At 72.8% G+C, this 14459-nt stretch carries 13 protein-coding genes; 8 read left to right on the forward strand and 5 right to left on the reverse strand.

Annotated features, from left to right (window positions below; all coding sequences use genetic code 11):
- Window positions 1-4 precede the first annotated feature (4 nt).
- The 4 genes from ACZ4U4_RS25420 (at window position 5) to ACZ4U4_RS25435 (ending at window position 5962) form a co-directional block, all read left to right on the forward strand.
- Complete coding sequence (locus tag ACZ4U4_RS25420) at window positions 5-3115, forward strand: condensation domain-containing protein (protein WP_467878539.1); 3111 nt, start codon at window positions 5-7, stop codon at window positions 3113-3115.
- Window positions 3112-3999: a TIGR03621 family F420-dependent LLM class oxidoreductase gene (locus ACZ4U4_RS25425; protein WP_467878542.1), complete on the forward strand. Its 888-nt coding sequence runs from the start codon at window positions 3112-3114 to the stop codon at window positions 3997-3999. The genes ACZ4U4_RS25420 and ACZ4U4_RS25425 overlap by 4 nt, the downstream gene beginning before the upstream one ends.
- A 333-nt stretch (window positions 4000-4332) precedes the next feature.
- Complete coding sequence (locus tag ACZ4U4_RS25430; RefSeq protein ID WP_467878545.1) at window positions 4333-4947, forward strand: helix-turn-helix transcriptional regulator; 615 nt, start codon at window positions 4333-4335, stop codon at window positions 4945-4947.
- 394 nt (window positions 4948-5341) lie between these two features.
- Complete coding sequence (locus ACZ4U4_RS25435; RefSeq protein WP_467878546.1) at window positions 5342-5962, forward strand: flavin reductase family protein; 621 nt, start codon at window positions 5342-5344, stop codon at window positions 5960-5962.
- A 48-nt stretch (window positions 5963-6010) separates the two neighbouring features.
- Here the strand turns inward: ACZ4U4_RS25435 and ACZ4U4_RS25440 are convergent, their stop codons facing one another.
- The 3 genes from ACZ4U4_RS25440 to ACZ4U4_RS25450 form a co-directional block, all read right to left on the reverse strand.
- Window positions 6011-6247: a DUF2277 domain-containing protein gene (locus tag ACZ4U4_RS25440; RefSeq protein ID WP_467878548.1), complete on the reverse strand. Its 237-nt coding sequence runs from the start codon at window positions 6245-6247 to the stop codon at window positions 6011-6013.
- Between the two features lie 80 nt (window positions 6248-6327).
- Window positions 6328-7023, reverse strand: coding sequence for an alpha-ketoglutarate-dependent dioxygenase AlkB family protein (locus tag ACZ4U4_RS25445; RefSeq protein WP_467878550.1), 696 nt, complete (start codon window positions 7021-7023; stop codon window positions 6328-6330).
- A 52-nt stretch (window positions 7024-7075) separates the two neighbouring features.
- Window positions 7076-7654, reverse strand: a complete 579-nt coding sequence (locus ACZ4U4_RS25450) for a hypothetical protein (RefSeq protein ID WP_467878552.1) — start codon at window positions 7652-7654, stop codon at window positions 7076-7078.
- A gap of 608 nt (window positions 7655-8262) precedes the next feature.
- On the opposite strand from ACZ4U4_RS25450, the gene ACZ4U4_RS25455 reads away from it, so the two are divergent.
- Window positions 8263-9015: a DUF4232 domain-containing protein gene (locus ACZ4U4_RS25455; protein ID WP_467878554.1), complete on the forward strand. Its 753-nt coding sequence runs from the start codon at window positions 8263-8265 to the stop codon at window positions 9013-9015.
- A gap of 302 nt (window positions 9016-9317) precedes the next feature.
- Window positions 9318-10091: a glucose 1-dehydrogenase gene (locus ACZ4U4_RS25460; protein ID WP_467878556.1), complete on the forward strand. Its 774-nt coding sequence runs from the start codon at window positions 9318-9320 to the stop codon at window positions 10089-10091.
- A gap of 107 nt (window positions 10092-10198) precedes the next feature.
- Here ACZ4U4_RS25460 and ACZ4U4_RS25465 read toward each other — a convergent pair whose 3' ends face one another.
- Window positions 10199-11143: a ScbA/BarX family gamma-butyrolactone biosynthesis protein gene (locus ACZ4U4_RS25465; protein ID WP_467878559.1), complete on the reverse strand. Its 945-nt coding sequence runs from the start codon at window positions 11141-11143 to the stop codon at window positions 10199-10201.
- A gap of 193 nt (window positions 11144-11336) precedes the next feature.
- Between ACZ4U4_RS25465 and ACZ4U4_RS25470 the strand changes: the two genes are divergently transcribed.
- Window positions 11337-11999 (forward strand): ScbR family autoregulator-binding transcription factor, encoded by a 663-nt coding sequence (locus ACZ4U4_RS25470; protein WP_467878562.1) that lies wholly within the window; start codon window positions 11337-11339, stop codon window positions 11997-11999.
- A gap of 37 nt (window positions 12000-12036) precedes the next feature.
- Here the strand turns inward: ACZ4U4_RS25470 and ACZ4U4_RS25475 are convergent, their stop codons facing one another.
- Window positions 12037-12696 (reverse strand): ScbR family autoregulator-binding transcription factor, encoded by a 660-nt coding sequence (locus tag ACZ4U4_RS25475; RefSeq protein ID WP_467878565.1) that lies wholly within the window; start codon window positions 12694-12696, stop codon window positions 12037-12039.
- 645 nt (window positions 12697-13341) lie between these two features.
- Here ACZ4U4_RS25475 and ACZ4U4_RS25480 point away from each other — a divergent pair.
- On the forward strand, window positions 13342-14454 hold the full coding sequence (locus ACZ4U4_RS25480) for a PP2C family protein-serine/threonine phosphatase (protein ID WP_467878568.1): 1113 nt from the start codon (window positions 13342-13344) through the stop codon (window positions 14452-14454).
- Window positions 14455-14459: the final 5 nt, after the last annotated feature.

The following is a 14459-nucleotide window of genomic DNA, read 5'->3' on the forward strand; positions in this document are numbered from 1 at the left end:
CCCCATGGCTGACGCGACCGGCAACCGGCCCCACGGCCGTGGCACCCGGTGGTCCGCGCCGCACGACGCCCTGCCCCTGTCCGCCGTACAGGAGGCCATGTGGATCGCCTGGCAGCGCGACCCCGAGACGCCGGCACACGTCGTCCCGCTGGCCCTGGAGGTCAGCGGCGACCTGGACACCGAGCGGCTGCGGGCGGCCGTCACCGAACTGGCCCGCCGCCACCCCATGCTGCGGGCCCGCGTCGAACCGGGCGCCACGGGAACCCGCCTGACCTGGGCCGGGGCGCCTCCCGTCCCGTTCGCGGTCCATGCCGTCGGCGCCACCGCCGACGAAGCCGTCGTGGCCGCCCGCCGGCCCCTCGACCTGAGCCGCGGCCCGCTGGCCCGCGCCGAGGTGCTGCGCTGCGCGGACCGCACCGTGGTGCTGCTCACCGTCCACCATCTGGTCCTGGACGGCACCTCGATCCCCCTGCTCCTCGACGACCTGCGCCGCGCCTACGCCGGAGACCTGCTCGGCGGGCCGGACGCCCCCGGCCCGCTCGTCGCCCACGCCCGGCGCTCCTGGGAACTGGCCCTCGGGGACGACGGCGCGCCGCTGCGCGCGTACTGGCGCACCGCGCTCGCGGGAAGCACCGCCCCGGCCCGCCCGCTGCCCGTACGGGCCGAACCGGCCGGCTACCGCCAGTGGTCCTGTGCCATCGACCCCGAACTGGTCCGGCGCGTCCGGAAGCTGGCCCGCGAACTGGACGTCACGTACTTCACGGTCATGTTCGCCGCCCTCTTCGTCACCCTGCACCGCCACACCGACGCCGACGACCTCATCGTCTCGGCGCCCTACCACGGACGGCCCGATCCGGCCCTCGCCGAGCGGGTCGGCTGCTTCGTCAACGTCCTGCCCTACCGCGAACGGCTGTCCGGCGCGCGCACCTACGCGGAGCTGCTGACCGGACTGCGCGCCCAGGTGCGCGCCGGCACCGCCCACGGTGAGCTGCCGCTGCCCGCGATCCTGCGGGCCGCGGACCTGTCGGCGCCGGACGAGCGGGACCGTACCCACCAGGTGGTCCTCTCGTACCTGCAGTTCGGGAACCACGAGGGCACCGGCGGGCGCGGCGCCGACGTGAGCCGGATCGCGCTCACCGGCGGGGACGCACGCGGTGAGCTGCGGCTCCTGGACGTGGCCGATGTGGCGGACCACCGGCTCAGCGCCCTGCTCGTCGAGGACGGCCGCGGCAGCCGCATGCTGTGGAAGGACCCGCACGGCACACTGGGCGCGGACCTGCTCGCCTCGCTGGCCCGCGACCACCTCGCCGTCGTGGCGGACATGGTCGACGCCCCGCACCGCACCCTCGCCGAGGCCCGGGACGCGCTGCCTGCGCTCGGCGTTCCGCCGGCATCCCTCGGCCCCGCGGCACCCGCGCCGGCGGTCGCGGACGGGCCACGACCGGACGGGCCGCCCGCACCCACTCCCGTGGCCCGCACGCCTGTCACCTCCCTGGTCTCGCCCACCGCCGCCGCGCTCGCCGAGATCTGGCAACAGGTCCTGGGCGCGCCCGTGACCTCGGTCGAGGACTCCTTCTTCGAGATGGGCGGGCACTCCCTGCTCGCCACCACGCTCCTGACCCGGATCGGCCGGCGCTTCGGCGTCGAGCTGTCCTTGCGGGAGCTCTTCAGCCACCCCGGCTTCAGCGAGCTGGTCCGGGCCATCGACGCGCGCCGGGCCCCCGCCCTGGCCGGGGACCGGCCCCGGGTCCGGCCCGCGGACGCCTCGGTGGCCCGCCCCACGCCCGGCGAGGCGTTCCCGGCGTCCGGTTTCCAGGAGAGCATCTGGTTCGCCCAGCGCCTGGACCCCGTCCACGCGACCTATCACGTACCGCTGTCCTGGGAGGTGACGGGAGACCTGGACCCGGCGGCGCTGCACCGCGCGCTCGCCCTGCTGATCTCCCGGCACGAGATCCTGCGCACCCGCTTCGTCGACCGCGACGGCCGCCTGTACCAGGACGTCACCGAGGCGTGGACGCCCGACGTGGAGCATGTCGACCTCACCCGGTGGAGCGCGGCCGAGCGTGAGGCACGGCTGCGGCGCTGGGCGGCCGACGCCGCGCACGACCTGGTGCCGCGCAGCGGACGGCTGCTGCGCGCCGCGCTGTTCACGGTGGCGCCGCACCGCCACGTCCTGGCGTTCTGCGTCCACCACCTCGTCCTCGACGGCGAGTCGGTGCCGCTGTTCGTACGGGAACTGGAGCGCTGTTACGCGGCGGCCGGACCGGCGGCGGCCCCGCCACCGGCGCCCCCGCACCAGTACCGCGACCTGGTGGCCGCCGAGCGGAACGGATCGCCGGCGGCGGCCGGCCTCGCGTACTGGCACGACCGGCTGGCGGGCGCCCCCAGCTCCCTGGACCTCGGCGCACCCTCCGCCCCCGAGCCCCCGGGGAACCTCGGGCTGCGGCTGGCGCCCGGCCTGGCCGGGCGGCTGCTGCCCGTGCAGCGCGCCGAGAAGACCTCGGCCTTCATCATCCAGGCCACCGCGGTCGCCGCGGCACTGCACCGCTGGACCGGGCGGGAGGACCTGACCTTCGGCATCCCGGTGGCGAGCCGTGGCGAGGTGGGGTTCCAGGACGTCATCGGACCGTGCCTGAACACGCTGGTGCTGCGCTCCCGCTGCACGCGCGAGACGTCACTCGCCGCGTTGCTGCGGGCCGTCCGGGAGGACGTCATCGCGGCCTTCGAGCACCGCGCGGCCCCGTTCGACGACGTGGTGCGCGCCCTCGCGCCGACGCGGTCCCGCGGGCACACCCCGTATGTCGACGTCCTGCTCAACAGCGTCAGCCTGACCCGCTGGTCGGGGACGCTCGGAGCGGCCGAGCTGACTCCGGTGGACTTCGTCGCCGCGCGCACGGAAACCAGTAAGTTCCCGCTCACCATCACCTTCGCGGAAAACGGCACCACGCTACGGGGCTCGCTGGCCTATCGCGGCGACCGGATCAGCAGTGCGTCGGCCGGGCAACTGGCGGATGAAATCTCCGCGGTTCTCCATGAATTCGGTGCGCTTCTCCGGCAGCCGGTGTTCACTCCGCAGCCCCTTGAACTCTCGGGAAGGAATCACGAGAACTCATGAATGCATTCCGGTTCGGGGTCAACCTGAATTCCGCGACGAGACACCGGGAATGGACGGACAAGTGCCGTGCCGCGGAAGCGCTCGGCTATGACGTCCTCACGGTGCCGGACCACCTCGGTGTGCAGGCCCCCTTTCCCGCACTGGTCGCCGCCGCCTCGGTGACCGAGCGGATCCGGGTGGCCCCTTTCGTGCTCAACAGCGCCTTCTGGAACCCTGTACTGCTGGCCCGTGAGGTGATGACGACGGACCGGCTCACCGACCGGCGGCTCGACGTGGGGCTGGGCACCGGATACGTCCGCGCGGAGTTCGAAAAGGCCGGCGTGGAGTGGGGTACGGCCGGAAGCCGGGTGAGCCGCCTGGAGGCGACGGTCGTCGAATTGACACGGCTGCTGGACAATCCCCGTGAACTCGGCGACACCCAACCCCCGTTCCGGCCCCCCATGGTGATCGGCGGCAACGGTGACCGGGTGCTGCGGCTGGCCGCGCGGCATGCCGACATCGTCGCGTTCACCGGCGCCGTTCTCAAACCGGGTGCGCGGCGGGGTACGTTGGAGCTGCTGGACGCCGCCGCGGTCGCGGAACGGGTCGACTGCTTCGAGCGGGTGGCCGGGGAGCGCGCCGCCCGTGTCGAGCGCAACATCCTGGTCCAGGCGGTGGTGGTGACGTCCCGCCGCCGGGAAGCGGCCGAGGCGCTGAGCCGCCGGATGCCCCACCTGACGGCCGAGCGGGCGGCGGACGCGCCCACGGTGCTGATCGGTTCTGTGAAGGAGATCACGTCCCAACTCCTGGAACGGCGCGATCGATTCGGTTTTTCGTACATCAGTGTGCATGAATCGGCCATGCGTGATTTTGCGCCGGTGGTCGAAGCGCTCGCCGGACGGTGATGTGCCGGGAGGTGGTGCCGGGGTCGAGGAGTGTCAGGGCCCGGCGCTACCGCCGAAACGGGTGACTGAAAACAATCACCCCGAAGAGGTCATCCCAGGCCAGAGTTTGCAACTGATTATCCGAATACAGGATTCCGCTTGGGCTACATTGGGTCCGACCACATGACCCGTGCATGCGAGGGGTTGCCGGAATGTGTCAAGCACGCACGACACATTCCGGTACGGCATGACACGGCTCCGCGCAGCGGACTGCCCTCCCGTCAGGAGGGGCGGGCCGATTGTGCGGGGTGCCCTATCGGGGGGGGATTCTTGAGAAGCTCGATTGCTGTAGCCGTGCTCGCCGATGACCCCATTACGGAAGAGGGGGCCATTGTGCGGTTGACGTCGTACGAGGAGATAGCGCCGCATTCCCTGGACTGCCGGACCGCTGACGTGCTGCTGGTGCTGGCCAACGAAGTGACCGGGACCATGCTGACGAGAGTGGAGCGTGTGGGCCGCGAGTGCGCCCGCAACGGCCGTCGGCTGCCCGTCGTGCTCGTCGCCAATGAATTCCCGGAGCACTCCATGCTGCGCGCGATCGGCCTCGGACTGGTCAGCCTGCTGCACCGGCGCAACAGCAGCTTCGACGCCGTGGTGCGCGCCGTCGTGGCGGCTGCGCCCGGCCGCGCGAAACCGGGCGACGGCGTGCAGCAGCGGCTGATCAGCCAGATCCACGCGCTCCGGGACAACGCCCTGGTACCGCACGGCCTCAACGTCGCGGGCCTGGTGGACAGAGAGGTCGAGGTGCTCGGGCTGCTCGCCGACGGTCTGAACACCAAAGAGGTGGCGGAAAAGATCGGCCGCTCCGAGCGCACGGTCAAGAGCGTCATCCACGATCTGGTGGCCCGCCACAATCTGAGAAACCGCACCCATGCCGTGGCCTTCGCCCTACGTACCGGCGTGCTGTGACCCGACGCGCCCCGGCGCCACGGCGACCACCTGCCCGGGAGTCCTGTAACGGCTCCCGGAGGTGCCGCCGCGCCCCTTCCGGGATCCGTGTCGGTGCGGGACGGAAGGGCGCGGTTGCCATGCTGGCGGCGGTCGGAGGAGATGCGGAGGTAGGCGGCGGGGCGCTTCGGGGTGTACGAGGCCAGGTGGTCGTACAGGTTGAGGGTGACCTGTCCGCCGCGGGCGTGGGCGGGGACTTCGAAGTCCTCCCAGTGGCGAGGGCGGTGGCTGGCACGGTGTCGGCTCCTGGTACTCGATGGTCCCGATACCAGGCACTTTCCGTCGAACTCCGCGGTTGGGCGGTGCCGTGGATCCTTTATGGAATCCGCGGTTTCGCTCATGGATACTGATCACCATGCGCGTTGACTTCGACCCCGCCGAGATGCCCCGTACCGACTTCTACCGGCTGCTGACCGCCACCGTCGTACCCCGTCCCATCGCCTGGGTGTCGACGGTCACCGCGGACGGCACGCCCAATCTGGCCCCGCACTCGTTCTTCACCATCGCCTCTGTCGCCCCGCCCGTCGTGCAGTTCACCTCCGTGGGGCGCAAGGACTCGCTGCGTAATGTCGAGGCGACCGGGGAGTTCGTGGTCAACTTCGCCCCCGAGGGGCTCGCCGCGCAGGTGAACGACACCGGGACGGATTTCCCGCGCGGCGTCAGCGAGTTCGAGGCCGCCGGGATCGCCGCCGAGCCCGGCCTGCGCGTCAAGCCGCCGCGGGTTGCCGACTCGCCGGTGGCGTTGGAATGCGTGCTGCACAGCACGGTGCGGATCGGTGACTCCACCGTGGTCTTCGGGCGCGTGGTGCACGCCGCGATCTCCGAGGAGGTCCTGGTCGACGGGCACGCCGAGATCGGCCGGCTGCGTCCGCTGAGCCGCCTCGGCAAGGACGAGTGGGGCACGCTCGGCGAGGTCCGCGAACTCTCCCGCATCCGGCACACGGACTGGCAGGGGCCGAGCAGCCCGGACGCCTGACCTGCGGAAGGTGCTCCGGGGCGGCCGTCCGCGCCGCCCCGGACGCCTTTACCGGGCCTCGCCCCCGGTGGCCGGGTGGCCGCCCCGGACCTGGAGTCCGTCCAGCAGCTCGCGGGTGGCGGCGGTCACCGCGTCCACCGCTTCGTCGAACACCTCGCGGTTGTGGGCGGCCGGGGCGCGGAACCCGGAGACCTTACGGACGTACTGCAGGGCCGCCGCCCTGATGTCGTCCTCGGTGACCTCGGGTGTCATGGGCGGGCGGAGCGTCTTGATGCTGCGGCACATGCTCCCAGTCTGCCCCCGCCAGGGCCCACCGGGCAGCCGGGCGGGTACGGGACCCGCGGCCGACCGGAACGGCCCGGCGGTCAGCCGAGACCGGTGACCCGCATCGTGATGTTGAGCCGCCCGCCGCGCAGCCCGCACGCGGGATCGCAGCTGCCCGGATACACCTTCGGCACCCCGTGGTACGCGAACCGGGACGGTCCGCCGAACACGAAGAGATCGCCGGAGCGCAGCTCCACGTCGCTGTACGGGCGGCCGCGGTTCTCGGTGTTGCCGAACCGGAAGACGCAGGTGTCACCGATGCTCAGCGACACGACCGGCGCCCCGGACCGCTCCTCCTTGTCCTGGTGCATCCCGAGCCGCGCCGCCTCGTCGTAGAAGTTGATCAGCGCCGTGTCGGGGGTGTAGCCGCCGCCCGCCGCCGCGTCCTCGTACGCCTCGGTCACCGCCCGCCGTCCCAGCGCCACCATCCAGTCCGGGAAGGCGGCCACCTGCGCGCCGTTCACATCGTCGGCGGTGCGGGTGTACGCGTACGGCTGCCAGTGCCAGCCGATACAGACCGTCTGGACCGACATCACGCCACCGCGCGGCAGCTTGGTGTGCCGGATCGGCACCGGGCCGCGCGCCCACTCCCGGCACGCCGCGACCAGCTCCCGCTGCGCCGCCACGTCCAGCCAGTCCGGGACGTGCACCGCCCCGGGCGCGAGCTGCCGCCGGACGCGCGGGGCGCCGCCCGCCGGGCCGCCGAGCCCCTCGAAGCCGGGCAGTGGCGTCGTCATCCGTCTCCCTTCGCCCCAGGTGGGTCCCTTCCAGGCTGCCACTTCCGCCGCGCTACGCGGGCGGCCCGGGCAGGGTGCGGGTGACCCAGCCCCGGTCGATCACCCAGGTGTGTCCGTCGGCGGTGGCGCCCCGCATGCCGTCGAGGGTTCCGGGGCCGGCGAGCGCGGCGAGCCGGGAGTCGCCGAGGGCCGCGAAACCGACCGTACGGGCAGGATCCCAGCCGGTGCTGTGCCGTAGCCGCCTGCTCATCTGCGCCCAGCCCGGCGCCGCCGCGGCGATCACCCAGGCATCCGGCTCCGGAGCGGTCAGCCGGTCCGCGAACCGGAGCCACGAGGCGGCTTCTTCCGGCCAGTCGACGGTGGCCCACACCTGCCGCCCGGCCGCCCGCCACGCCCCGGCGAACGCCTGCGCCGCCGCGACCGACACCGCGTCCCGGCTGTGCCCGACGACGACCGCGTCGGTACGGGAGCGACGGATGCCCTGCGGCTCCGTCAGCAGAGCGAGCACCGCGGCCAGTTCGGCGTCCGTGTGGCCGGTGGGCGCGGGGACGCCGCTGAGCTGCGCGGTCACCTCCGCTGTGGAGAGCAGGGGACTCGCCGCACGCCGTTCCTCACCGTCATCTGCGGGCATCGCGCCCCCTCGTCCGGCGGGTGTACGCGCGTCCCGGCGGTGCCCGCCACCGGGCCCCGGACCGGCCTGCGCCGCCTCACTGCCATGGATGTTCACACCCCGATTCTGCGCCGCTTCCCGGCAGCGGACCGGCGGAAATCCGCCATGGTGATCGGCGGCTCCGACGGCCCGTCAGCCCTCACCGCGACGGCGGCGATCACCCGCCTCCCGGCCCTGGACACGGCGCGGACGGCCGCCGTACCGTCCGCCGGCGTACGCTGTGCGGTCCGCCCCCGAACGACGTACCCGCCCTACGCAACGGAGCCGGTCGGCGGATGGACGCCCCGGTCGCCCGGCCCGGTCCTGCCGGCCGTCGCGCAACCGGCCCGGGACCTGCGACGTCACGAGAGACGGGGCCGTCCGAAGGCGCCGGGGAGCCGGGAGGTTCATACTGCCGTCGAGGGTCGGCGCGGCCGACGGGAGACCGAACGCACCGCGTCATCGTTAGTGAGGCGTTAGCGCGCCGTTAGCCACCTGCCAGCGCCCCGGGGCACGCTGGTCGGGCAGCCGATTCGACCGCGCGTACCCACGCAAGGCGGGTACCCACCCACCACCCGAGGGGGAGCCGCATGTCGCTCACCAGCAAGGCTCTCGGCCGCGGCCGCCGTCTGGCAGCCGGGTCGCTGATCGCCGTCGCCGCGCTCGCACTGACCGCCTGCCAGGACGGTTCCGGCAGTTCCGGCTCGCACGCCGCCCCGGCCTCGTCGCCCACCGCCGCAGGTCAGGACGGGCCCCGGCCGTCCGGCGGTGGGGCCCGGCCCTCCGACGGCGGGCCGAGCGCCGAAGCCAAGGAATCCGCCGCGCCCGGCGACACCCCCGGAGCGGGAAAGCCGACCCCCGCGAGCCCCGGGCACCGGCCCGGCAAGGCCACCCCGGGCGCCGGGAGCGAGTCGCCGTCCGCGCTCGCCGCATCGGACCGCTGCACCTCCGACCAGCTGTCGCTGCGCCTGGACGCCCCCGATGCCGGCGCCGGGAACTTCCGCTACCCGCTGACCTTCACCAACAAGGGCAAGAAGACCTGCACGCTGCGCGGCTACCCCGGCGTCTCGCTGATCTCCCGGGACGGCACCCGCATCGGCAGGCCCGCCACCCGCGAGGGCGGCGCGGGCGGCGTCGTCCGCCTGGCGCCCGGCGCGAGCGCCCACGCCCTGATCCACACCGTCAACGAAGGCGTCTCCGACACCCCGTGCTGGAAGCGCGGCGACTACGTGTACGTCTACGCGCCGGGCTCGAAGGAGTCCATGACGACGGGCAGTGGCAACCTCCGGGTCTGCGGCGGCGAGTTCACCATCACCGCGGTCGAGCCCGGCACCTTCAGCTGACGCGGTCCGTCCGCCGGAGCCGGCCCCACGGCGCGGTCACCACCTACCGGTGACCGCGCCGTTCGTATGCGGTGGGGGAGCGGGCCCGGTGTGCCATACCACCCCGCCGACCCCGGATTCCCGGAATGCGCCGGGCGCGTAATTTCCAGACCGTACGGTTTGGAAATGTCGTTGCTCCAGGTGGTTGTCAGGCATCCGAAAGCGACCTTCCGGGTGCTCGTTCACGGGAATCGCACAGGAAACCAGACCGCGGCGTCCCTTTTCCGGGAATTCCGTCGAAACGGGCGTGCCACAATCCGGCCGTGACTACCGAACACGGCCTTCTCGCCGGCAAAGTCGTTCTGATCACGGGGGCCAGCAGCGGCATCGGTGCCGCCGCGGCGCGGGTCTTCGCCGCCGAACAGGCCACCCTCGTACTCGCCGCCCGGCGCGCCGACCGGCTCGACGGAATCGCCGCCGAGCTGCGGGAAAAGGGCGTACAGGTGGTGTACGCACCGACGGACGTCACCCGGCCCGACGACGTGCGCAGGGTCGTGGACCTCGCACTCGACACCTTCGGCCGCCTGGATTCGGCGTTCAACAACGCCGGGGTCGGCGGAGACCAGGACGCCATGCATCTCATGGACGACACGGTCTACGAACAGATCATGGAAACGAATGTCCGCGGCACCTGGAATTGCCTGCGGTACGAAATACGGGCGATGCTGCAGAACCCGCGCGGCGGCTCCATCGTGAACAACAGCAGCGTCGGCGGATTGCAGTCCATTCCGGCCGCCGCACCCTACGTCGCGTCGAAACACGCCGTCGCCGGTCTGACCAAAGCCGCCGCGGCCGAATACGCGAACCGCTCCATCCGCGTCAACAGCGTCGCGCCGGGCACCACCCGCAGCGAGATCATCGCCGACTGGTTCGACCGCAACCCGGAGCTGGAGCCCCGGCTGCACGCCGCCACCCCGCAGGCGCGCACCGCCCGTGCCGAGGAGATCGCCGAGGCCGCGGCCTGGCTGTGCAGCGACCGCTCGTCGTTCGTCACGGGTGTGGTGGTGCCGGTCGACGGCGGCTTCACGATGGTGTGAGACGGGCGGCGGCACCGGTCCGGCCCGGGCCGCCCGGCGACGGCCGGAGTGCCGCGGTCCGCGGGATGCTCCCACGGCCCACCGGCCTCCGCCCGCCGGGGCCGCCGCTACTTCAGCACGCTGCGGAAGACCTGCCGGTCGTCCTGGTAGCCGTGCACCACGACCTGGAAGCCGTCCCCGTCGGCCGCACCGTCGAAGGTCTCCGCCTCGATCCAGCAGGGCGCGTCGAACTCGACGTACTGGTCGAACACCGTCGTGACCGACCGGGGCACGAACGAGGCCGGTGCCGTCAACCGCGCCGCCTGGTGGGCGGCTTCGATCAGCACCAGCCCCGGAGTGTGGTCGACCGGGTGGTCGTACAGCAGCCGGTTGGAGAAGTCGCACCGCAACTGCCAGCGCCGGGCCTGCTCGGTCGGCGACAGCGCCACCTCCGCCGGGTCGTGGCGTCCCACCCGCTCGGGCGCCACCGGCTCGGGCAGGTGCGGCTGGTCCCGGACGGCGTCGACGTGCGTACCGCGCAACCGCCGGTAGACGGCCGGGGCGATCCACTCGAAGTCCGTGGCCCCGCTGCCGATCCGCGCGCCCTCCGGGGTGGTCAGCTCCATCTCCAGACGCAGTCCCGTCAGCCGGGTGCCGCGCCGGCGCTGATTCGTACCGGACACGTGCAGGACGAGGTCGACCGGTACGCCTTCGGGGGGCTGGAAGGACGGCTCCAGGAAGAAGTCGAAGGTCCGCAGCAGCACCGCGTGGGACAGCGGCGCCCCGAACTCCGCATGGGCGATCAGCAGTCCGGCCTGCCGGATGGTCTGCGCCACGACCAGGGATTCGTGCCGTACCCCGCCGTCCCCGGCTCTGGTGAAGCCGGGCCAGCGTGCCGTGAGGGTGAACTCCAGCTCGCCGCGCCGCTCGCACCCCGTCAGAAAGACGGAGTCGTCGAAGCTGAGATGGAGGAACTCCTTGCGCACCGCGGAGGTTGCCCGCTCCGGCGCGTCGGGCTGACGTGAGCTGTGCGGCAGTTCAGGCCGGCCGGAGTGGCTCGGTATGAGCAACATTGGGCACTCGACTCCCCTGGTGCGGTGGTCTGGTACTGAACCGGCGGTTCCGGCAAATGCTAAGATACGTACTGCCCGGTTTTCTTTGCAATGCGTCGCTGAAGATAATGACGATCCGGTGTTCGAGCCCACCGGAAACCGGGTTCGTCCGGAGCCTCAGGCGCCGGCAGCGACTGACGAATGAGGTCTCCTGATGGCGCGGCAGGCACGGGCGATCCAGACTCGGCGCACGATTCTGGAGGCGGCCGGCGAGGTCTTCGACGAACGTGGCTACGACTCCGCGACCATCGCGGAGATCCTCGCCCGGGCGGGCGTGACCAAGGGCGCCCTGTACTTCCACTTCACCTCGAAGGAAGACCTCGCCCGGGGCGTGCTCGGCGAGGCGCTGACCACCGAGGGCGTCCTGCCGCAGGCGTCCAGGTTGCAGGAGTGGGTCGACGTCGGCATGGTCCTGGCCCACCGCCTGCCCCAGGAGCCGCTGCTGCGCGCCTCCATCACGCTCTCCGCCGACCAGCACGCCCGTGCGCTCCTCGGCACCTCCTGGCCCGGCTGGATCGACTACCTCGCCGGGATGCTGCAAGAGGCCAAGGACCAGGGCGAACTGCTGCCCCACATCGACCCGCAGGAGACCGCGGCCCTCTTCGTCGGCGCCTGGACCGGCGTCGAGGTGGTGAACTCCGCCATCGCCGGCGGTCGCCTCGAAGAGAAGATCGCCGCGCTCTACGACCACGTCCTGCCGGGCATGGCCGTCCCCGGGGTGCTCGGGCGGCTGGACACGGCCGCCGACCGCGGTGCCCGGATGTGGCGCGCGCACCGGAAGTCCGTCGGCGCGGACGCTCCCGCCTCGGGCGCCTGAACACCCCCCGCCACGGCGGGGGTTTGACCCGCCCGGCCTACTGCACCAACGCCGACGCGGCCCGCTGCCGCCCCCGCGGCGCCGTTCGCGGACCGGACGGCTCCGGGGTCTGCGGCGCCCCGGGGCCCGCGAGTATCGGCAGGAACGACCGCCACAGGCCCGTCACCGCGGACGGGGCGAGCCAGGTCGCGTCCTCGCGGGCCAGCACCTCGAACCCGGTCGTCGCCCCCACCAGCGCCGCCGCCGATTCCTCGGTCGCCAGGCCCGGGACCAGCAGGTTCTGTTCCCCGGCCCGGTCGAGGAGTTCGCATACGCACACATGCCAGCGCGCCCGGAGGTCGGGGCCGGAGCGGTGCGCGGACTGGCAGTTGAGGCGGTATCCGGCGCGCGCGACGACGTCGGTGGCCAGCTGCCGGGCCAGGACGTGCGTGGTGTCGACGAGTGCCTGGAGCGGATCCGGGGTGAGGTGGCGCACGGTGCGGGCGGCCTCGTGCAGCGTGCGCGCGGCCTCCTCCTCGACGGCCGCGGCGACCGTCGCCTTGGTGTCGAAATGGAAGTGCAGCGCGCCGGTGCTCACCCCGGCCCCCGCGCTGATCGCGCTGAGCTTCGCCCGCGGGTAGCCGTGCTCGTCGAAGGTCTGGGCGGCGGAGCGGATCAACGCCCGCCGGGTCTGCGCCGACCGGGGCTGCCGGCTCATCGGGCCCCTCCCAGGGCCCGGACGCGCCGGGCCGGACCGGACGCCGCGCCGGTGGGACGGCGCGCGAAGGTGGGGGGAAGGTGCGGGTGGGGGCGGGTCATGGCCCCATAAAACCAACGCCCCGGTCTGATTTCCACCGCCCGGAAGAGTGGTCGAGAGGCGGGATGCCTTGCGGGGAAAGGGAGTTGGGGAGGGGTTTGTGCGGAGCGGTCCGCTCATGGTGCCGGGGGGAGGAAACTGCCTGAACGGTGATAACCAGGGATGAAGCCCCGCCCGGTACTTCTGCCTCGGTGTTCCGCCCTGGCCACTCGGTCTGTTTTCCGGCCACTCGGTCCGGCTCGGCCCGGTGCGGCGCTCCGGTCGCTCGCCCCGGCAGCGGTCGCCGGGCCGACCGCGCGGCTGCGGCTGTGACGCTCCGGCCGCAGCTCGACCGGAGGCGCCGTCCTGGTGCTCCGTACCCAGGGTTGGCCGTCATGCCTTACCGTTCGCCCGGAGAGGGGGGACGTCACGTACCCCCTTCAGCCCGTCGCGCTGTCGTCACCGCAGGTAGGCGGCGTGCGGGCAGTCGGGGGAACGGGCGCGACGCGGGCACCGGCCCGGCGCGGGCCACCGGGCGTATCGGCCGCAGCGGTGCGAGCATGACACATGGCCTTTCATGAGCTGAGCGCGCTGCGGGACCGCCGGGACCCCACCCGGTATCTCGTACTGATCCCGCTCGCGCTCATCTGTGCCGTCTGTGTGGTCGACAGCCTCTTCCCGCCCGAGGTGCACCTCGGGCCGCTGCTGGTGGCCGCTCCCACGTTCACCGCGGCGTTCGCCGGGCCGCTGATCACCGGGGTGATCGCGGCGCTCGCCGTCGTCGCCCAGGTCGTCATCGGGATCATCAGCGGCGATGCGACCTCCCGCAACCACCAGGTGCAGATCGCCGCGCTGATCATCGTCGGCATCCTGGTGGTGATCTTCACCGCGGTCCGCGACCGCATCGAACGGCGGCTGGCCACCACCCGCTCGGTGGCCGCCGTCGCCCAGCGGGTACTGCTGCGCCCGCTGCCCGCCCGCAGCGGCCCCTTGGAGATCGCCTCGCTCTATCTCGCCGCTGAGGAGGAGGCGGAGATGGGCGGCGACCTCTACGCCGCCGCCCGCACGGACGACTCCACCCGGCTGCTCATCGGCGACGTCCGCGGCAAGGGACTGCCCGCGTACGGGCATGCCGCGCTGCTGCTGGGGGCCTTCCGGGCGGCCGCGCACCGCAAGGCGCCGCTGCCCGCCCTCGCGACGCACCTCGACGGCGCGATCCGCTGGGACACCGCGCAGTGGGGGAGCGATGTCCCGGACGAGGAGGAGGTCTTCGCCACCGCCACCCTGCTCGACATCCCCGACCGCACCCCACAGGTCCACACCATCACCTGCGGGCACCCGTCGCCGCTGCTGCTGCGCGACGGAGAGGTGCGCACCCTCGACGTCCGGCACGTCGCCCTGCCGATCGGCCTCGGCGGTCTCGGCGGCCCCGCGTCGTTCCGCGTCGACACCTTCCCCTTCGCGCCGGGCGACCTGCTGCTGCTCTTCACGGACGGTGTCACCGAGGCCCGGAACGCCGAGGGCGCCTTCTATCCGCTGACCGAACGCGCCGCCGCATGGAGCGGACACGGCCCGCGCGACGTCCTGCGGCTGCTCCACGCCGACCTGCTGAGGTACACCAGCGGACGGCTCGCCGACGACGCGGCGGCCCTGGCGATCCGGCGGGGCGGCACACCGTAGGGCGT

Source organism: Streptomyces sp. NPDC029159 (genome assembly GCF_055564055.1).